The organism is Pseudomonas sp. NPDC089534, from assembly GCF_044749305.1.
Classification (GTDB): domain Bacteria; phylum Pseudomonadota; class Gammaproteobacteria; order Pseudomonadales; family Pseudomonadaceae; genus Aquipseudomonas; species Aquipseudomonas ekonensis.
The window spans coordinates 1-18,973 of sequence record NZ_JBIVHR010000027.1 but is presented as its reverse complement, the minus strand read 5'-3'; the positions used below and the strand labels follow the sequence as shown (position 1 = coordinate 18,973).

Sequence of the window (18,973 nt, the reverse complement as noted above, 5' to 3'; positions counted from 1 at the left end):
GCGCAGGATCAGCGGTTGCGGGTCAGCAACGCCGGTTTCTCGCCACGTGGGCGGCTCGGCAGTTGATCGAGCTGCTCAGGGGTCGGGAAGCGGTCGGCCTTGGACTCCTTGTGCATGATCTTCGGCCCGGTGCTGCGCGGGTTCTGCACGGCCGGTTCGGCGGGGGAGGCGTCGTCGCGGTTCGGACGGCGGTTGCGCGACTCGTCGCGGCGGCCCTGGCCGTCACGGGACGACGAACCGCTGCGCGATCCGCCGCCACCGTTGCGTGGCTGGCCGTTCTGGCGGCCCTGGGACTGACCGTTGCGCGGCGCGCCGGAGCCCTGGCCCTGGCCGGAACCGCCGGGACGACGGCCGCGGCCCGTTGCCGGGGTCTGCTTCGGCACGTAGTCGACGCGGTTGCCGAAGTTGTCGATGTCGTCGTCGAGGAACTCGTCCGGCGCACGGTCAGCGGCTGCCCGTGGCGGCTGGCTCGGCTGGCGCTGTTCGCGCTGCTCGCGGGAACCTTCGCGGGGCTTGCGCTGACGGGCCGGGCGCTCGCCGCGTTCGGATTTCTCGCCGGAAGCGGACTTGTCCTTTTCCTTGCCCTTGTCCTTGCCTTTGTCCTTGCGGCCACCGCCGTTCTGGCCTTCGCCACGCGGGCTGCGGGCGTTGCGCGGGTTGCGGCCGTCGGGACGCTCGCGGGTCTCCGGCTTCTCGGCTTCCACGGCGCTGGCATCGAAGCCCATCAGGTCGCCGTCGGCGATCTTCTGCTTGGTCATGCGCTCGATGCTCTTGAGCAGCTTCTCTTCGTCCGGCGCGACCAGCGAGATCGCCTCGCCCGAACGGCCGGCCCGGCCGGTGCGGCCGATGCGGTGCACGTAGTCTTCGTCGACGTTCGGCAGCTCGTAGTTGACCACGTGCGGCAGTTGGTCGATGTCCAGGCCGCGGGCGGCGATGTCGGTGGCCACCAGGATGCGCACTTCGTTGGCCTTGAAGTCGGCCAGGGCCTTGGTGCGGGCGTTCTGGCTCTTGTTGCCGTGGATCGCCACGGCCGGCAGGCCGTGCTTGTCCAGGTACTCGGCCAGGCGGTTGGCGCCGTGCTTGGTGCGGGTGAACACCAGCACCTGTTCCCACGCGCCGGCGGTGATCAGGTGGGCCAGCAGCGCGCGCTTGTGGCTGGCCGGCAGGCGGAACACGCGTTGTTCGATGCGCTCGACCGTGGTGTTCGGCGGCGTGACTTCGATGCGCTCAGGGTTGTGCAGCAGCTTGCCGGCGAGGTCGGTGATGTCCTTGGAGAAGGTCGCCGAGAACAGCAGGTTCTGGCGCTTGGCCGGCAGGCGGGCGAGGACTTTCTTCACATCGTGCACGAAGCCCATGTCGAGCATGCGGTCGGCTTCGTCCAGCACGAGGATCTCGACGTGGGACAGGTCGATGCTGCCTTGGCCGGCGAGGTCGAGCAGACGGCCGGGGCACGCCACCAGCACGTCCACGCCACGGGCCATGGCCTGGACCTGCGGGTTCATGCCGACGCCGCCGAAGATGCAGGCGCTGACGAACTTGAGGTCACGGGCGTAGATCTTGAAGCTGTCGTGCACCTGGGCCGCGAGTTCGCGGGTCGGGGTCAGCACCAGCACGCGCGGCTGGCGCGGGCCGTGGCGCTGGGACTTGTCCGGGTGACCGTTGGGGAACAGCCGCTCCAGGATCGGGAGGGCGAAACCGCCGGTTTTACCGGTACCTGTCTGTGCCGCGACCATCAGGTCGCGACCTTGCAACACGGCGGGAATGGCCCGCTGTTGCACCGGAGTAGGCTCGGTATAGCCCGCGTCTTCGATAGCGCGGACCAAAGCCTCGGAGAGACCGAGGGAAGCAAAGGACATGAGTAATCCTGTTTTTAGTTAGGGCTGGGCCCAATGGGAGTCTTGCCTGGCGCGAACCGCGTTTAAGGTGACGCGGTCCCGTCCGGTCCTGCGGCGCATCCGAAGGCTCGTCCGGAGCGCTCGCGCGGGCTGAAAAGCTGCGCTGTAGCGGGTCGGGAGGCCTGTTACGGATCCGGGCGTCCGGGCGTGAGCCTGGCGGGAACGCCGGAGTATAACAGAGCAATCACTGTGCGCTGCGTTCCTGCTGCTCAACGGCCTTGCCGGCGGTGCTGGCGCTTTCCAGCGGCGCGGCGGCGGCAGGGGCGGCCCCGTAGCGTGCGCTGAGCTCGGCGTAGGCCGGTTCGCGCTTGAAACGCTTGAGCTCGGCGCCGAAGCGCTGCACCAGCAGATCCATCCCGGCGTTGCGCCGCACGGCCAGGTATTGGCTCTGGCGGCTGATGACCGTCGGGTTCTCGGTGATCTGGCTGCGGATGTCCAGTTGATCCAGCAGGTGCTGGCCGACCCGGCGGTCGGTGATCAGCAGGTCGATGCGCCCGCGCACCAGCTTGCCGAAGTTGGCCTCGTGGGTCGGGGCCGGCTCCCGGGTGAACAGGGGCGATTCGCGAAAGTCCTGGCTGTACAGGTAGCCGGGGGAGGTGCCGACGGTCAGGCCCTTGAGCTCGTCGAGGGTGCGGAACGGGTGCGGCCGCTCGTTGGCGTAGAACATCACGAACTCGACCACCGACAGCGGTTCGCTGGGGTAGAGCAGGGTGGCGTCGCGCTCGTCGCTGTGGAAGATGTCCAGCGCGCCGTCGGCCTGGCCGGTCTCGAGCATCGACAGGCAGCGTTTCCAGGGCAGGAACTGCCATTCGACCTCGATGCCCAGGCGTTTGAACACGATGGCGGTGGTTTCGTAGTCCAGACCCAGGTTCTTGCCGCCGTCCTCATAGACGTAAGGCGCCCAGGGCTCGGTGACAATACGCAATTTCTCGCCCCGGGCGGCGAAGCTCAGGCAAGCGAAAACCAGCACGGTGAAAAACTGCGCGATCAATGGCATGACTGGAGAGTACGACGAGAATCGGGAAAGAGCCAGAAAGCGGCGGCAGAAGCTCTGTTTCGGGCGTTGAAAGCAAAAAGTCGCAGTTGCGAAAACCTCTGTAGGCGTTTTCCCGAACTGCGACTCTCCGTCTTGCTTGCCGCTTGAAACGTGAGGCTGACGACCGTTAGCGCGGCAGCTTCAGGTTGTTCCACACCGCCAGGCTCGGTTCGGCCTGGTTGAGGGTGTAGAAGTGCAGCCCCGGCGCGCCGCCCTGCAGCAGGCGTTCGCACATCTGGGTGATGACCTGTTCGCCGAAGCCCTGAATGCTTTGGGTGTCATCGCCGTAGGCTTCCAGCTGCTTGCGGATCCAGCGCGGGATCTCCGCGCCGCAGGCATCGGAGAAGCGCGCCAGCTTGCTGTAGTTGGTGATCGGCATGATCCCCGGCACGACCGGGATGTCCACGCCCAGGGCCTTCACGCGGTCGACGAAGTAGAAGTAGCTGTCGGCGTTGAAGAAATACTGGGTGATCGCGCTGTCGGCGCCGGCCTTGGCCTTGCGCACGAAGTTGGCGATGTCGTCCTCGAAGTTGCGCGCCTGCGGATGCATCTCCGGGTAGGCGGCGATTTCGATGTGGAAGTGGTCGCCGGTCTCTTCACGGATGAATTCGACCAGTTCGTTGGCGTGGCGCAGCTCGCCGCTGGCCATGCCCATGCCGGACGGCAGGTCGCCGCGCAGGGCGACGATGCGGTTGATGCCCGCAGCCTTGTACTGGCTCAGCAGGCCGCGCAGGTCGGCCTTGCTGTCGCCGACGCACGACAGGTGCGGGGCGGCCGGGACTTTGACTTCGCTTTCCAGCTGCAGGACGGTGTTGAGCGTGCGGTCGCGGGTCGAGCCGCCCGCGCCGTAGGTGCAGGAAAAGAAGTCAGGGTTGTAGGTGGCCAACTGGCGGGCAGTGGCGAGGAGCTTTTCATGCCCAGCATCGGTCTTGGTCGGGAAGAACTCGAAGCTGTAGCGACGTTCTTGGGACATGGTCATACCCTTGGAAACTCGTAAGCCTGCGGTATCTTTCATCTATTGGAGCGAGCTTTTATGTGGCGAGGGAGCTTGCTCCCGCTGGAGCGCGTAGCGCTCCCAAAATCTTGGGGCCGCTTCGCAACCCAGCGGGAGCAAGCTCCCTCGCCACAACGACTCGGTCCAGCAAATAAAGCAGCCGGTTACTTAGTAGCGGTAAGCGTGCGGCTTGAACGGGCCTTCGACGGTCACGCCGATGTAGTCAGCCTGCTGCTTGGTCAGCTGGGTGACCACGCCGCCGAAGCCGCGCACCATTTCCAGGGCCACTTCTTCGTCGAGTTTCTTCGGCAGCACTTCCACGGTCAGGCGCTCGGCTTTCTGGGCCGGCGACAGGTCGGCGTACTTCTGGCCGAACAGGAAGATCTGCGCCAGCACCTGGTTGGCGAACGAGCCGTCCATGATGCGGCTCGGGTGACCGGTGGCGTTGCCCAGGTTCACCAGACGGCCTTCGGCCAGCAGGATCAGGTAGTCGTCGTTCTGCGCGTCGAAGGCGCCTGGGCCGGTGCGGTGGATCTTGTGCACCTGCGGCTTCACTTCTTCCCATGCCCAGTTCTTGCGCATGAAAGCGGTGTCGATCTCGTTGTCGAAGTGGCCGATGTTGCAGACGACGGCGCGCTTCTTCAGGGCCTTGAGCATGTTGGCGTCGCACACGTTGACGTTGCCGGTGGTGGTCACGATCAGGTCGATCTTGCCCAGCAGCGCCTTGTCGATGCTCGCTTCGGAACCGTCGTTGATGCCGTCGATGAACGGCGACACCAGTTCGAAGCCGTCCATGCAGGCCTGCATGGCGCAGATCGGGTCGACTTCGGAGACTTTAACGATCATGCCTTCCTGACGCAGGGACTGGGCCGAGCCCTTGCCCACGTCACCGTAGCCGATGACCAGCGCTTGCTTGCCGGACAGCAGGTGGTCGGTGCCGCGCTTGATCGCGTCGTTCAGGCTGTGACGGCAGCCGTACTTGTTGTCGTTCTTGGACTTGGTCACCGAGTCGTTGACGTTGATGGCCGGGATCTTCAGCTCGCCCTTGGCCAGCATGTCCAGCAGGCGGTGAACGCCGGTGGTGGTCTCTTCGGTCACGCCGTGGACGCGGTCCAGCACCTGAGGGTACTTCTTGTGCAGCAGTTCGGTCAGGTCGCCGCCGTCGTCGAGGATCATGTTGGCGTCCCATGGCTGGCCATCCTTCAGGATGGTCTGCTCCAGGCACCACTCGTACTCTTCTTCGGTCTCGCCTTTCCAGGCGAAGACCGGGATGCCGGCGGCGGCGATGGACGCAGCGGCCTGGTCCTGGGTGGAGAAGATGTTGCAGGACGACCAGCGCACTTCGGCGCCCAGGGCAACCAGGGTCTCGATCAGCACGGCGGTCTGGATGGTCATGTGGATGCAGCCGAGGATCTTGGCGCCTTTGAGCGGCTGCTCGGAAGCGTACTTGCGGCGCAGACCCATCAGGGCAGGCATTTCGGATTCGGCGATGATGGTTTCGCGACGGCCCCAGGCAGCCAGGGACATGTCGGCGACTTTGTAGTCGGTGAAATCTGCAGGCGTGATTACAGCGCTCATGAAGAGCCTCCATTCGTAATGTATGCGAATGGGCGCCGTTGTGCGTTTGGTGTCCGGCGCAAGGCCGGTCAACGCCCCATCCGAGCCTGACAGGTGGAACCTGCTGCAGCGCCCCTCGGACAGGTGGCGGGAAAACGGTAGCGCGTGAAGGTTACCGTTTTGGAACGGGGGCGATTATAGCCGTCTAGACTGATCTTCCAAAGGGTTTCTGTCGGCCAAATGAAGATTGCCAATGATGGCCATAGCGGATGGCTCATGGAGCGTGACCGTTCGGTCTGACATGATGGCGACCGTCACTCGGCAAGACCTTCAGGAGGATGCATGAATTTCCATACCCGCAAGTGGGTAAAACCCGAAGACCTCAACCCCAACGGCACCCTGTTCGGCGGCAGCCTGCTGCGCTGGATCGACGAGGAGGCGGCGATCTACGCCATCGTCCAGCTGGGCAACCAGCGCGTGGTGACCAAGTACATCTCCGAGATCAACTTCGTCAGCGCCTCGCGCCAGGGCGACATCATCGAACTGGGCATCACCGCCACCGAGTTCGGCCGCACCTCGATCACCCTGACCTGCGAAGTGCGCAACAAGATCACCCGCAAGAGCATCCTGACCGTCGAGAAGATGGTCTTCGTCAACCTCGGCGAAGACGGCCTGCCGGCGCCCCACGGGCGCACCGAGATCAAGTACGTCAAAGACCAGTTCAAGGATGACGTGCCGGTCCAGTAAAGCCGGCGGCGCTCCCATCGCCAGCAGGCTGGCTCCCACAGTTGGCCGGGTTGCCGGAACGGGCGCGGTCTGGGGGGGAGCCAGCCTGCTGGCGATGGCGGTCAGACAGCCGACGAAGACTTCTCTGTGGAGTGAACAGCCGCAAACGGCGCGGGTCGTAGCTAAACAACCCCGCCACCGGATTGCCTGCCATGACCACTCCGACAGACGGCAAGACCCCAGACCTTTCGCCCAGGGAACGGCACGAAGTCGAGAAGAGCCAGCCGCCCCGCGCGGCCGTGCTGCACGAAATCATCCGCACCCAGGGCGACCAGGAACTGGAGCGCAGCATCGCCGCGCTGTGGTGGTCGGCGCTGGCGGCGGGCCTGACCATGGGCCTGTCGCTGATGGGGATGGGCCTGCTCAATTCGCGCCTGCCCGAAGGCGACGAATTCAAGGTGATCGCCAGTTTCGGCTACTGCGCAGGCTTCCTCGCGGTGATCCTCGCCCGCCAGCAACTGTTCACCGAAAACACCCTGACCGCCGTGCTGCCGGTGATGACCCGGCCGACCCTGGGCAACGTCGGCCGCCTGATCCGGCTGTGGACGGTGGTGCTGGCCGGCAACCTGTGCGGCACCTTGCTGGTGGCCTACGTGATGCTCGAACTGCCGATCTTCGACGGCAAGACCGACGAGGCCTTCCTCGAGATCGGGCGCAAGGTCATGGAGAACCACGCCAGCCAGATGTTCGCCAAGGGCATCGTCTCCGGCTGGATGATCGCCACCATGGTCTGGATGATCCCGTCCATGGAGAGCGCGAAGATGTGGATCATCATCCTCATCACCTACCTCATGGCCTTGGGCGACTTCACCCACATCGTGGTGGGATCGGCGGAGGTGTCGTACCTGGCGTTCGCCGGCGAACTGCCGTGGAGCGATTTCTGGGCGGTGTTCGCCGGGCCGACGCTGCTGGGCAATATCGTCGGCGGCAGCTGCATCTTCGCCTTGCTCAGCCATGCGCAGATCCGCAGCGAGAGCGGCGCACCGACACCCGACGCCCCAGAAGAAGACCGGGGCGAGTCGAAGAAGGATTGAGTGCGCTCAGGCTAGGCACTTGAAAGCGTCTTGCACAAGGCGCTGATCATGTTCGGCCGATCGGTCTGGGCAGGGCTGATCAGCACAATCTCTCGGTCGTATCGGTCAGAACCAATCGGGCTCACCGCACATTGGTGACCCCATTGTTCAAAGCCGGACCAAAGGGGCACGAGGCTCACGCCCATCCCGCCTGTCACGAGCATGGCAATGGTCTCCAGCGCATCAAGATCGACCAGCGGCGTCGGCGTCAGTCCCTGATCTGCCAGATATTGCTCGGCATGCCGTCCGCCCCACGCGTCAGGGTCATAGCGGATGTAGGGCTGGCTCATCAGTTGTGCGGGGATGCTTTGCGTGGACTTCTCCTTTGACAGAAACACCAGCGGTTCTTTGCGCAGGGACACCACTTGCAGCGCTTTGGGCAACTCGAACGGCGGAACCACGAGGATCGCCGCATCCACCTCCGCCGAGAGCAGGGCTTGATACAGCGACCGCGATGTTCCCGGCACGATCACTGGCGTCAGCCCCGGCGCCAGCTCGGTCAGTGCTCGCAGTGCTCCCGGCAACAGCCCGGTCAGAACCGTGGAGATTGCGCCGATGCGCAACTGTCCCGTCAGCCCTGCGACGTCGGCATCTCCCGCCAGTAGCGCCACTTCACGAACGATGCGCCTGGCCCGGGGCAGTAAATCGAGGCAGGCCTGGCTCGGCTTGGCGGCGTGGCCGACGCGGGACAACAGCTCAAAGCCGAGTTGCCGTTCGAGCGCGAGAATGCGCTGGCTGATCGCTGCGGCCGTCAACCCTTCGACACGCGCGGCATTGGCAATCGAGCCACACTCGACGACGGTGATCAGACTTCTCAGATAGCGCGAGTCCATAAGAAATGCTTTCGATGACGGAAAGAATTACAGGCTATCTGTTTTGATGAAAACCGCACAGTCTTCAACCGTTGAGATGTCTCTCTCGTCCGGCGATCGTCAGGAGTTCTTTATGCAGTCGATTTTCCATCTTGCTATGCATGTCCGTGATTTGCAGGTTACGCGCCAGTTCTATGGGGATTTACTGGGGTGCGAAGAGGGGCGCAGCACTGACTCCTGGGTCGATTTCAATTTTTTCGGGCATCAATTGTCGTTGCATCTGGGCGAGCCTTTTGCAGTCAGTAACACCGGTAAGGTTGGTGATCACGACGTGCCGATGCCGCACCTTGGCGTGATCCTCGAAATGTCGGACTGGCGCGTTTTGAGAGATCGCTTGATCGAGGCCCAGGTGCAGTTTGTTCTGCCGCCCGGCATTCGTTTTGCCGGCCAGCCCGGTGAGCAGGCAACCATGTTTTTCCTCGATCCCGCCGGAAACCCGATCGAGATAAAAGGCTTCACTGATCTGCAGGGTATCTATGCGCAATTTTAATCAGATGGACGCGAGCGATATTTCCGAGAGCGTTCGTTCGCAGGCCGTGAGCGCAGAGTCAGTCGCCGAGCATTTTCTGGGCTGTGTCGAAGCGCGGGAGCTCAGCATAAAAGCCTTTGCAGCGTTCGACCCGGGTCAGGTGCGCGATCAAGTTCGCCAGTTGAACAATGGCCACTTCAAAGGCCCTCTCGCCGGCGTGCCCGTGGGCATCAAAGACATCTTCGACACCGCCGATTATCCCACGGGGTTTTACTCCCCGATCTATGCGGACAACCGTCCTTCACGTGACGCACATGTTGTGGCGCTGTTGCGTCAGGCCGGCGCGGTGATCATGGGCAAGACCCACACCACCGAATTCGCCTACATGCACACTGGGCCGACCCGCAATCCGCATGATCTCGAACGGACACCGGGAAGCTCCAGCGCCGGCTCGGCGGCGGGGATGGCGGCCGGGTTTTTCCCGATCGCCTTGGGCACGCAGACCGCCGGGTCGTTGATCAAACCCGCCTCGTATTGCGGACTGTATGCTTTCAAACCGACCTATGGGCTGGTTTCTCTGGAGGGGGTAAAACCACTGGCGCCGAGTTTTGACACGGTGGGTTGGTACGGCCGCTCGGTTCGTGACCTGCAACTGTTGGCTGAGGTATTGATCCCCGGCATTGCGCAGCGTACTGATGAGCGTCGTCCAGGCAAGTTCGGCTTCTGTCGTACAGCGCGCTGGGATCAGGTCGATGAGGACATCGCCAGATCGCTGGACGCTGCCGTTGAAGATCTGCGCCGGGCCGGACATCAGGTGAGTGAGGTGGAGTTGCCGCAGGCGTTTGCGACGGTATTCGATGACCATTTGCTGATCAACGATTGCGAGGGGGCGCGGTCACTGGCCAAGGAGCTGCAAGCGCGACCTGAGCTGCTCAGCGATGAAGTGTTGGCCATGATCGAACGGGCCCGCCAGACAACGTGGGAGCAGGAGTCTGCGGCGAAGAAGCGCCTGGCGACTTTGGCTGCTGTGCTTGAATCCCTATTCAAACCGTTTGATGCCATGCTCGGTGCGAGCTGCGGCATCGTCGCCCCGTTGGGCCTTGGCGCGACCGGGCCTTCCGATTTCAGTAAGTTCTGGATGGCGTTCGGTTTACCTCAGATCAACATCCCGCTCGTGCGCAATGCCGGGGCGTTGCCGGCAGGCCTGCAAATGATTGGCGGTTTCAGAGACGACAGCATTCTTTTGCACGCGGCCGAGCAGGTGGATGCGGTACTGAGAGCGGCGGACTGATGAAGGAGATATTGCGAGTGCCGTCGCAGCGCGGGTGCGCTGCGACGGAGTCCGATCCAGTGTCAGTGCGCAGCATTGGCCATGGCGGTGTCTTGTGGAGTCGTCACCACACGGACAACCCGGCCAATGGTCAGGCCCTGCACCAGAATCGATGACAGCACGACGATGTAGGTGATGCTCAGCAACAAATCCCGCTCAGCGCCCAACGGCAGGGCCAGGGCCAGCGCCACCGAGACGCCGCCGCGCAGGCCGCCCCAGGTCAGGATCCGGATGGTGCCGCGCGGCACCGTGCGCCAGCGCCGCAGCAGGACGATGGCCGGGGCCACGGTGAGCAGGCGCGACAGCAGGATCGCCAGCGCCAGCAGGCTCGCCGCCGCCACGTGCAGCCAGTTGAACGGCAGCAGCAACAGCTCCAGGCCGATCAGCGCGAACAGCAGGGCGTTGAGCATGTCGTCAAGCAGCTCCCAGAAACCGTCCAGGTACTTGCGGGTCATGTCGTTCATCGCCAGGTTGCGCCCCAGGTTGCCGATGATCAGGCCCGCCACCACCATCGCGATGGGCGCCGAGACGTGCAGTTCGGTGGCCATGGCCGAGCCGCCGATCACCAGCGCCAGGGTCAGCATCACTTCGATCTGGTGTTGCTCGATGCTCTTGATCATCAGGTACACCAGGTAGCCGATCAGGCCGCCGAACAGCACGCCGCCGATGGCCTCGTGGGCGAACAGCAGGGCCGTGGCGCCGAGGGTCGGGGTCTCGCCCAGTTGCGTGATGCCCAGCAGCACGGTGAACACCACCACCGCGGTGCCGTCGTTGAACAGCGACTCGCCGACGATGGTGGTCTTGAGCGGTTTCGACGCGTTGGCGGTACGCAGCACGCCGAGCACCGCAATCGGGTCGGTGGGGGAGATCAGCGCACCGAACAGCAGGCAGTAGAGGAAACTCACGTGCCAGCCGAACAGGGCAAAGATGTAATAGGCGAGGCTGCCGATCACGGCGGTGGCGATCAGTACGCCGAACGTGGCCAGCAGGCCGATGGGCCAGCGGTAGCTGCGCAGGTCGTTGAGGTTGACGTGCAGGGCGCCGGCGAACAGCAGGAACGACAGCATCCAGTTCATCAGCAGGTCGCCGAAGTCGATCTGGCCGATCAACTGCTGCACGCGTTCTTCGAGGCCGGGGTAGCCCAGCAGGCTCAGGCCTTGCAGCAACAGGGAAAACATCAGTGCGGTGACCATCACGCCGATGGTCGGCGGCAGGCCGATGAAGCGGAAGTTCACGAAGGTCAGGAGGGTGGTGAGGCAGATAAACGCAGCAACGAGTTCAAGCATCCGGGGTCCTTTGGATGGGGGATGGAAGAGGCGCGTCCGATGCTTGGACGCAAGGGTTGGATGGGCTGGCGCCGCTCAGGGGCACATGAGTCCCCTGTGGCGAGGGCGCTTGCTCCCGCCGGGGTGCGCAGCAGCCCCGCATTCAGGTTGCCGCCGGGCGGGAGCAAGCGCTCTCGCCACGGGGATTGCGGCAGCCGGTGCTTCAGCCGCAGGCATTGACCGCAGCCACGCGCCGGCGTTGCAGATAAATGAAGAAAAGCGCCGCCAGCACGGTCAGCATGCCCACCAGGGCGCCGGTCCACGGCAGGTCCGCCAGGTCCGCGCCGCTGGCCACCACCAGTCCGCCGATCCACGCGCCCGACGCATTGCCGAGGTTGAAGGCGCTCTGGTTCAGGGTCGAGCCGAGGTTCGGCGCTTCATGGGCCTGGTCGATGATCAGCAGTTGCAGGATCGGGCACAGGGCGAAGGCGAACACGCCCCACAGCACCAGGGTGACCGCGGCAGGCACCGCCGAGCGGCTGGTCTGGGTGAAGGCCGCCAGAATCACCGCCACCGCCAGCGCGACGCCCACCAGCGACGGCAGCAGGCGGCTGTCGGCCAGGCGCCCGCCGAGCATGCTGCCGCCGGTCAGGCCGACGCCGAACAACAGCAGCATCACCGTCACGCCGTGGGGGCTGATGCCGGTGACGTCCTGCAGGATCGGCGCGATGTAGGTGTACACGCTGAACAGGCTGGTGGACGCCAGCACGCTCATGCCCAGCGCCAGCAGCACGTTGGCCTTGCCCAGCACCTTGAATTCGCTGGCGAGGTCGGCGCGCTCCATCGGGATGTGCTTGGGCAGCCACAGCCACTGGGCGAGGGCGGCGACCACGCCGATGGCGGCCACGGCCCAGAAGGTCGAACGCCAGCCGGCGAACTGGCCGAGCGCGGTGCCCAGCGGGACGCCGAGCACGTTGGCCAGGGTCAGGCCGGTGAACATCAGCGCAATCGCCTGGGCCCGCTTGTTCGGCGCCACCAGGCCGGCGGCGACCACCGAACCGATGCCGAAGAACGCCCCGTGGCACAGCGCGGTGACCACCCGGGCGGCCATCAGGGTCGCGTAGTTCGGGGCGAGCGCGCAGAGCACGTTGCCGAGGATGAACATCAGGGTCATGCCCAGCAGCGTCGCCTTGCGCGGCATGTTGGCGGTGCCGACCGCCAGCACCGGCGCGCCGAACACCACGCCCAGCGCGTAGCCGGTGATCAGCAGGCCGGCATCGGGAATGCTCACGGCGAGGTCGCGGGCGACATCGGGCAGCAGGCCCATGATGACGAATTCGGTGGTGCCGATGCCGAAGGCGGCAGCGGCCAGTGCTAGCAAGGCGAGTGGCATGCGCAAGGTCTCTGTCGGTAGTCTTGACGCTTTGTTCAGGCAGGCGCAGGCCGACGGCCGGTCTCGGGCGGAGAACGGGTCAGGCGGTCATTGTTGGAATAGGTCTGTGCGCAACCGAGTGCGGCGTGGTCGCGTGCAGTATAAACAGCTGCGGACACATCGCGAATCAATAATATGACTAATTGCCGGCGGCCCTGCTCAGCGTCGGCGAAAGCCCAAGGAGAGCAATGTGCTGGCGACGGCTCTGGTGTTGATGGCGGCCCTGCTGCATGCGGCGTGGAACACCCTGATCAAGTTCAGCGCCGAGCGCCTGCTGGTGGTGGCCTGCATGGACACCGTGGCGTTGCTGTTCGTCGCGGTGGCGTTGCCCTTCGCGGATGTGCCGCCGCTGGACATCTGGCCGTGGATCCTCGCCTCGGCGGCATTCGAGCTGCTGTACCGCTACCTGTTGATCCAGGCCTACCGGGTGGGCGACCTCGGGCTGGTCTATCCGCTGATGCGGGGCCTGTCGCCGCTGGTGGTGCTGGCGCTGACCCTGACCTTCGCCGGGGAAGCGCTCACGGCGCAGCAGATCTTCGGCATCCTGCTGATCCCGTTCGGCATGGCCTGCCTGCTGTGGCAGGGCGGCGGCGGGGCGCGGCTGCCGTGGTCGATGCTGCCGGTGGTGGCGCTGATCGGCCTGTGCATCGGCTGCTACACCTACATCGACGGCCAGGCCCTGCGACGCTGGCCGCACCCGCTGGATTACCTGGCCTGGGTCACGCTGCTCAGCGCCTGGCCGTTTCCGCTGCTGGCGTGGGTCGCCAAGCGGCCGGCGTTCGGCCAGTTCTGGCGCACGCAGTGGCGGCTGGGGCTGGCGGTCGGGTTCTGCGTGTTGTTCAGCTACGCTCTGGTGCTGTGGGCGATGCGGCTGGGCTCGATCGCCGAAGCGGCGGCGCTGCGGGAAATCAGCGTGATCCTGGTGGTGCTGTTCGGCATGCGCTACCTCAAAGAACCTTTCGGCCGGCCGCGGCTCTTAGCCTGTGGGCTGGTGCTGATCGGCATGCTGGTGATGAAGCTCTGATCCGCCCGCCATTCGAACGACACGAAAAAGGGACTGCGCTATGACCGTGGCTTTGTGGTGTGTATTGATCGCGATTTTCCTGCCGTACCTGTGCACCGCCGTGGCCAAGGCCGTCGGCGGCTACAGGATGAGTGACAACCATGACCCCCGGGACTTTCTGGAGAGCCTCAACGGTTTGGCCCGGCGGGCCCATGCGGCGCAGCTGAACAGCTTCGAGGTGACCCCGGCCTTCGTCGCCGCCGTGATCGTCGCGCACCTGGTGGGCACCGCCGAACTGGTGACGGTGAACGTGCTGGCGGTGCTGTTCATCACCAGCCGCCTGCTCTACATCATTTGCTACCTGGCGGACTGGGCGGTGCTGCGGTCGCTGGTGTGGTTTGTGGGGATGGGGTTGATTGCGGCGTTCTTCATTGTGTCAGCCTGAGCCGTGGGGAGGCTGATGGCCTCATCGCGAGCAGGCTCGCTCCCACAGTGTTCTGCTGTGGCCGCGCCCTGTGGGAGCCGGCCTGCTGGCGATGGCGTCAGTGACGGCGCCGCAGGGCTCCCGCAAGGTACGGCGGTCAGGACTTGCCCTTGACCGTATCGGCCACCTGCGGCACTTGCGGCAGCGCTGCGCCCTTGGGCCAGAGCATCCAGATCTGCCCCTGCTGCTTCATGTCCCCGGCCAGTTGCCCCGCCGCATCGCCGGTGCCCCAGAACAGGTCCGCCCGCACCTCGCCGGCGATGGCGCCCCCGGTGTCCTGCGCCGCCACCGGGCGCACCAGGGCGGTGCCGTCCGGGCGGGTGGTGGACAGCCACAGCAGGCTGCCCAGCGGAATCACCTTGCGGTCCACCGCCGCGCTGTAGCCGGCGGTCAGCGGCACGTTCAGCGAGCCGCGCGGGCCTTCGTTGCTGTCCGGGTTCTGGGTGAAGAACACATAGCTCGGGTTGCTGCCCAGCAGCTCCGGGATGCGCGACGGGTTGGCCTTGGCCCAATGGCTGATGGCGCCCATGGTCACGTCTTCCTTTTTCAGCTCGCCCTGTTCCACCAGCCAGCGGCCGATGGGGCGGTACGGGTGGCCGTTCTGGTCGGCGTAGGCGATGCGCAGCTGGCGGCCGCTGTCGAGCTGGATCCGCCCCGAACCCTGGATCTGCAGGAACTGCAGGTTCATCGGGTCGGTCAGCCACGCCACCACCGGCGCATTGACGCCTTTGCTCCCGATGGTCGCGGCGTCGTCGTAAGGCTTGAGCACCCGGCCCTCCAGACGCCCGCGCAGGCGCTTGCCCTTGAGCTCGGGGTAAATGCTGTCCAGCGCCACGATGATCATGTCGTCGGGCACGCCGTACACCGGAACGTTCGCCGTGGCGGTCTGGGTCAGGCTGCCGGGGTAGACCGGTTCGTAGTAACCGGTGATCAGGCCGTTGGGGTTGTCGTTCTCGGCGCGCAGCCCATAGACATCGAGGTTCTGCTTGAGGAACGCGCGGATGCTGCCGGCGCTCTGCGGGACATTGGCCGCCGCCGCGCAGGTCGCGCCCCAGACCGGGTCGGCCTTGAGCCGGTTGCACGCGCTGCGCCACGAGCCGAAGCCGGCCACCAGATCGTTGTCGGACACGGCGGGCAGCGCCTCCCAGGTGGCGCTGGAGTAAGTGGCGAGGGCGTGGGTCTTCGGCTTGGCCGTGTCGCCCCCGGTGCAGCCGGCGAGGATCGCCAGCAGCGGCAGGGTTGCGAAAAGCGGATGACGCCAGGCCTTGAAGCGGCTGTTCATGGAGTGGTTCCTGTGCCGGTTGCGTGAATGCTCCATGCGTTCAGGCAACCCGTATTTTTAATAGGGCTATTGGTGTTTGGCGGTCGCGCGAGGATACTGGCCGCCATTTTTCCGTGACCGAAGCCACCATGACACTCAAAAGAATCTCTGTTGCGTTGCTGGCCTGTCTGACCCTGTCCGCCTGCGGCGGCGTCGACCCCAACTCTCCGCTGGGCCAGCGCAAGGCGATCTTCAAGCAGATGCTCAAGACCGGCGAAGACCTGGGCGGCATGCTGCGCGGGCGCATTCCCTTCGACGGGCCGAAATTCGCCGACGGCGCGGTGAAGCTCGATGCGCTGTCCCATGAGCCGTGGAAACACTTCCCGCAGGTGCGCGAAGAGGATCACACCAGCGCCAAGGACGACGTCTGGCAGAAGCAGGCGCGCTTCCAGGAGATGGCCCGCACCCTTGAGGCGGCCACCGGCGAACTGGTGATCGCCAGCCAAGTGCAGCCCTACAAGGCCGGCAACCTGGGGCCGGCGGTGCAGAAAGTCGAAGATGCGTGCAGTGCCTGCCATAAAGAGTTTCGCGATCACTGATATTCAGGACGGTTGAGAGAGTGCGGCAAGTGAGCTTGCTCCCTCGCCGCAGGGATCCCAGTCACTTGTCCAGTTCGTCCAGCGCCTGCTGCAGTTCCTTGCGGGATTCGGCGAGCTTGTTCTTGCGCTTGTCGATCTTCTCCGGGTCGCCCTTTTTCATGGCCTTGTCGAGGTCGGCCTGGCGTTTGCTCACTTCGTGCTTGGCCTCCAGCACCTTGTTTTCGCGTTCCTTCTTCAGGCCGGCATCGGTGCAGTGATCGGTGACTTCGCGCAGGGCGGTCTCAAGGCCGGCCTGCTGGTCGGTGTTGCCTTGGGCCTTGGCCTGTTCGATCTGGGTGGCGATGTTCTGCTTCTTGGCGGCGCAGCCGGTGAGTGCCGGCGCTTCTTCGGCGGCCATCAGGGGGGCGGCCAGGAATCCGCAGAGGGTCAGCAGGGCTAGCGATTTCATAAGGGCTCCATGCGCATAGGCATTCGGTTCGGTGGGGCGCTGCGCAGTTGGAGCGCTCCGGCGGACATTGGGTTCCCGGCCAGCCGGGATGGCGTGTTCAGAAACCGTCGATACCGGCGGCTCGCAGGGTTTCGCTCAAGGCCAGCACCTGCGGGTCGCGGAAAAACGCGCTCAGTTGCGCCGCGCGGCCGGGGCCGATGCCGGGCTCTGCCTGCCATTGTTCGGTGTCGCGTTGCGCCAGTTCCTGCCAGGAACCGTCCAGCCGTGCCTGCCCGGTCGGGGGAAGCCCCAGGGCTTTGAGCCACGTGGCGAACGGCTGCTGGCGGGCGTTGCGGAAACTGTTCAGCAGACGAGCGCCGCTGCGCTCGCCGAAGCCGGCCATGTTAGCAAGCTCTGGCCCGTCGAGGGTCAACCAATCCAGCAGGCCGTTGAGGCGGCCTGTTTCCAGAAGTTTCTCCCAGGTGCCGCGACCGACGTGGGGCAACCCCAGCCCCTGCTTGCCGCCGAGCCAGGTCAGGCGGGCGAGGAACTGGCTTTCGCAGCCGGGCGTCGGTCGCCAGCAGCTCAGGGCGTGGAAATCGGTTGCCTGCGGAACGGCCAGCTCAACACGTTCGGCCGCGCGCAGGACGACGCCGTCGAGCCGGGGGATGGTCAGGCCGGCCAGGCTGACCGCGACCTGATCGCCGGGGCGGATGTCCAGCGTCTGCCAGCGCTTGAACGAGCTGACGCTGACTCGCCGAACCTGCCGGTCATCCAGGGTCACCGGCGCCAGTTCGAGCACCGGTGAGATGCGTCCCGTGCGCCCGACCCTGAAATCGACCCTGCGCACCTCGGCCAGGGCCTGGGCGAACGGGTACTTCCAGGCGATGCCCCAGTAGGGCGCCCGTGCCTGCCAGCGTTCGGCCGGCGGGCGATGGTTCTGGCGCAGGACGACGCCGTCCGTGGCGAACGGCAACGGCATGCGGTGCCAGCGGTCGCGCCATGCGTGCGCGTCGGCGAAGCGTTCGATGGGCTGGGTGTAAGGGGCGGTCGTGGCGAAGCCCAGTGCGGCCAGTGTCGAAATTCGTTCGGACAGCGCCGCAGGCCCCTGCGGCCAATCCCAGACGAACAGTCCGATGCCGCTGGCCTGCTCGGCGCCCAGATCCTTGCGCCCCATCAGGCCGGCGACGGTGGCGCGCGCATTGCGCCCGCCGTCGCGGGCCTGAACGTGGTCGTTCAGGCGCCAATAGAGTTCGCCCTGCACCAGCAGGTCCACCGTGTCGGTCAGTTGCCTGGGAATGGCGGCGATCTTCTGCGCCGATGCTGTCCAGTCCTGGCCGCGGATCCCGTCGCCCCGGCTGATGGCCTGGTGCAGCCGCCCGCTGCGGTAGGTCAGCGTGACGGCCACGCCGTCGACCTTGGGTTGAATCCAGACGCTTTTGCGGTCGCGCAGCCAGGCTTCGACGTCTTTGCCGTCGTGGCGCTTGTCCAGCCCGGTGTGGGCGACGGGATGGGTGACGGAACCTGCGGCCGTGCGCAGCGGGTTGGCCGGTGACGGAAGGCCGAAGCACCGGCGCCATTCGTCCAGCCGCAAGCGCGACTGGTCGTAGAGCCCGTCGGCGATCGGCGAGCGGCCTTCGCGGTGGTAGGCGTCGTCCCAGCGGTCGATCTGCCTTTGCAGGGCGGCGGTTTCGGTGCGGGCCCGTTCCGGCGGCCAGTCGGGGCAGTCGTCGGCGAGGGCGTTCGGCTGGAAAAGCGTCAACAGCAGAGGGAGCAGCAGGGGCAGTGCAGGGGGCATCGTGAGCGTCCTTGCTCGAGGGGAACGCTTGAAGGGTAGGCGGGGAATTCGAGGGCGGCGGGCGGGTGTTTTTCGGGCTGTTTCCGGATGGGCAGATGCGGGCTCTTGGTCGGGTTGCTGCCCGAAGCAGGGAGGGGACTGGCGGGCATGAAAAAGCCCCGCAGGGCGTGAGCCGTGCGGGGCTTTTTTTGCAACCGGGGAGTTACAGGCCGGCGGCGGAACGCAGGGCGTCGGCGCGGTCGGTCTTTTCCCAGGTGAAGGTGCTGAAGGTGTCGTCGCCGACGGTCTTGGTCTGCGGAGTGCGACCGAAGTGACCGTAGGCTGCGGTTTCCTGGTACATCGGGTGCAGCAGGTCCAGCATGGTGGTGATGGCGTAAGGACGCAGGTCGAACACTTCACGCACCAGCTTGATGATCTTGTCGTCGCTGATCTTGCCGGTGCCGAAGGTGTTCAGCGAGATCGAAGTCGGCTGGGCCACGCCGATGGCGTAGGACACCTGGATCTCGCAACGCTCGGCCAGGCCGGCGGCGACGATGTTCTTGGCCACGTAACGGCCGGCGTAGGCCGCCGAACGGTCAACCTTGGACGGATCCTTGCCGGAAAACGCGCCGCCGCCGTGACGGGCCATGCCGCCGTAGCTGTCCGGCGATGAACCGGACAGCTACCCCGGTACGCTGGTCTGCTAGGCTGGC

17 protein-coding genes, 1 pseudogene and 1 riboswitch are annotated in these 18,973 nt (G+C 65.3%); of the genes and pseudogenes, 7 read left to right on the top strand and 11 right to left on the bottom strand.

Features of this window, described 5'->3' with window-relative positions; all coding sequences use genetic code 11:
* Positions 1 to 8: 8 nt before the first annotated feature.
* The 4 genes from ACIP0B_RS11020 to ahcY form a co-directional block, all read right to left on the bottom strand.
* A complete protein-coding gene (locus ACIP0B_RS11020; protein WP_400831849.1) occupies positions 9 to 1,856 on the bottom strand; it encodes a DEAD/DEAH box helicase in 1,848 nt (615 codons plus the stop codon).
* 223 nt (positions 1,857 to 2,079) lie between these two features.
* Positions 2,080 to 2,892: a substrate-binding periplasmic protein gene (locus tag ACIP0B_RS11015; RefSeq protein ID WP_400831847.1), complete on the bottom strand. Its 813-nt coding sequence runs from the start codon at positions 2,890 to 2,892 to the stop codon at positions 2,080 to 2,082.
* A gap of 166 nt (positions 2,893 to 3,058) precedes the next feature.
* On the bottom strand, positions 3,059 to 3,904 hold the full coding sequence (metF, locus tag ACIP0B_RS11010) for a methylenetetrahydrofolate reductase [NAD(P)H] (protein WP_400831845.1): 846 nt from the start codon (positions 3,902 to 3,904) through the stop codon (positions 3,059 to 3,061).
* A gap of 189 nt (positions 3,905 to 4,093) precedes the next feature.
* Positions 4,094 to 5,503, bottom strand: coding sequence for an adenosylhomocysteinase (ahcY, locus tag ACIP0B_RS11005; RefSeq protein WP_085580770.1), 1,410 nt, complete (start codon positions 5,501 to 5,503; stop codon positions 4,094 to 4,096).
* 23 nt (positions 5,504 to 5,526) lie between these two features.
* Positions 5,527 to 5,626, bottom strand: a riboswitch (S-adenosyl-L-homocysteine riboswitch).
* Between the two features lie 198 nt (positions 5,627 to 5,824).
* Here ahcY and ACIP0B_RS11000 point away from each other — a divergent pair.
* Positions 5,825 to 6,229 carry an acyl-CoA thioesterase gene (locus ACIP0B_RS11000; protein ID WP_085580768.1) on the top strand — a complete coding sequence of 135 codons (405 nt, stop codon included), beginning with the start codon at positions 5,825 to 5,827 and terminating at the stop codon, positions 6,227 to 6,229.
* A gap of 191 nt (positions 6,230 to 6,420) precedes the next feature.
* Positions 6,421 to 7,302: a formate/nitrite transporter family protein gene (locus ACIP0B_RS10995; RefSeq protein WP_400831843.1), complete on the top strand. Its 882-nt coding sequence runs from the start codon at positions 6,421 to 6,423 to the stop codon at positions 7,300 to 7,302.
* 11 nt (positions 7,303 to 7,313) lie between these two features.
* On the opposite strand, the gene ACIP0B_RS10990 is transcribed toward ACIP0B_RS10995, so the two are convergent.
* Positions 7,314 to 8,174, bottom strand: coding sequence for a LysR family transcriptional regulator (locus tag ACIP0B_RS10990; RefSeq protein WP_085580764.1), 861 nt, complete (start codon positions 8,172 to 8,174; stop codon positions 7,314 to 7,316).
* A gap of 112 nt (positions 8,175 to 8,286) precedes the next feature.
* On the opposite strand from ACIP0B_RS10990, the gene ACIP0B_RS10985 reads away from it, so the two are divergent.
* A complete protein-coding gene (locus ACIP0B_RS10985) occupies positions 8,287 to 8,703 on the top strand; it encodes a VOC family protein (protein WP_085630436.1) in 417 nt (138 codons plus the stop codon).
* On the top strand, positions 8,690 to 9,973 hold the full coding sequence (locus ACIP0B_RS10980) for an amidase (RefSeq protein ID WP_400831841.1): 1,284 nt from the start codon (positions 8,690 to 8,692) through the stop codon (positions 9,971 to 9,973). Before ACIP0B_RS10985 ends, ACIP0B_RS10980 begins: the two co-directional genes overlap by 14 nt.
* A 62-nt stretch (positions 9,974 to 10,035) precedes the next feature.
* On the opposite strand, the gene ACIP0B_RS10975 is transcribed toward ACIP0B_RS10980, so the two are convergent.
* Positions 10,036 to 11,298, bottom strand: a complete 1,263-nt coding sequence (locus ACIP0B_RS10975; protein ID WP_400831839.1) for a cation:proton antiporter — start codon at positions 11,296 to 11,298, stop codon at positions 10,036 to 10,038.
* Positions 11,299 to 11,500: 202 nt separating this feature from the next.
* Positions 11,501 to 12,670, bottom strand: a complete 1,170-nt coding sequence (locus ACIP0B_RS10970) for an MFS transporter (protein WP_400831837.1) — start codon at positions 12,668 to 12,670, stop codon at positions 11,501 to 11,503.
* A 229-nt stretch (positions 12,671 to 12,899) separates the two neighbouring features.
* Here ACIP0B_RS10970 and ACIP0B_RS10965 point away from each other — a divergent pair, with 229 nt between their 5' ends.
* Positions 12,900 to 13,733, top strand: coding sequence for an EamA family transporter (locus ACIP0B_RS10965; RefSeq protein ID WP_400831836.1), 834 nt, complete (start codon positions 12,900 to 12,902; stop codon positions 13,731 to 13,733).
* Between the two features lie 40 nt (positions 13,734 to 13,773).
* The gene (locus ACIP0B_RS10960; RefSeq protein ID WP_400831835.1) at positions 13,774 to 14,157 is read left to right on the top strand and encodes an MAPEG family protein; all 384 of its coding nucleotides are present in this window, start codon (positions 13,774 to 13,776) and stop codon (positions 14,155 to 14,157) included.
* Between the two features lie 136 nt (positions 14,158 to 14,293).
* On the opposite strand, the gene ACIP0B_RS10955 is transcribed toward ACIP0B_RS10960, so the two are convergent.
* The gene (locus ACIP0B_RS10955; RefSeq protein ID WP_400831834.1) at positions 14,294 to 15,478 is read right to left on the bottom strand and encodes a murein transglycosylase A; all 1,185 of its coding nucleotides are present in this window, start codon (positions 15,476 to 15,478) and stop codon (positions 14,294 to 14,296) included.
* 128 nt (positions 15,479 to 15,606) lie between these two features.
* Here ACIP0B_RS10955 and ACIP0B_RS10950 point away from each other — a divergent pair, with 128 nt between their 5' ends.
* Positions 15,607 to 16,056 carry a c-type cytochrome gene (locus tag ACIP0B_RS10950; RefSeq protein WP_400831832.1) on the top strand — a complete coding sequence of 150 codons (450 nt, stop codon included), beginning with the start codon at positions 15,607 to 15,609 and terminating at the stop codon, positions 16,054 to 16,056.
* Between the two features lie 61 nt (positions 16,057 to 16,117).
* Here the strand turns inward: ACIP0B_RS10950 and ACIP0B_RS10945 are convergent, their stop codons facing one another.
* The 3 genes and pseudogenes from ACIP0B_RS10945 to ACIP0B_RS10935 all read right to left on the bottom strand — a co-directional run.
* The gene (locus ACIP0B_RS10945; protein ID WP_400831830.1) at positions 16,118 to 16,504 is read right to left on the bottom strand and encodes a DUF1090 domain-containing protein; all 387 of its coding nucleotides are present in this window, start codon (positions 16,502 to 16,504) and stop codon (positions 16,118 to 16,120) included.
* 97 nt (positions 16,505 to 16,601) lie between these two features.
* Positions 16,602 to 18,281 (bottom strand): NAD-dependent DNA ligase LigB, encoded by a 1,680-nt coding sequence (gene ligB / locus ACIP0B_RS10940; RefSeq protein WP_400831829.1) that lies wholly within the window; start codon positions 18,279 to 18,281, stop codon positions 16,602 to 16,604.
* Between the two features lie 202 nt (positions 18,282 to 18,483).
* Positions 18,484 to 18,924: pseudogene (locus tag ACIP0B_RS10935) on the bottom strand (methionine adenosyltransferase domain-containing protein); the annotation flags it as partial.
* Between the last annotated feature and the right edge of the window lie 49 nt (positions 18,925 to 18,973).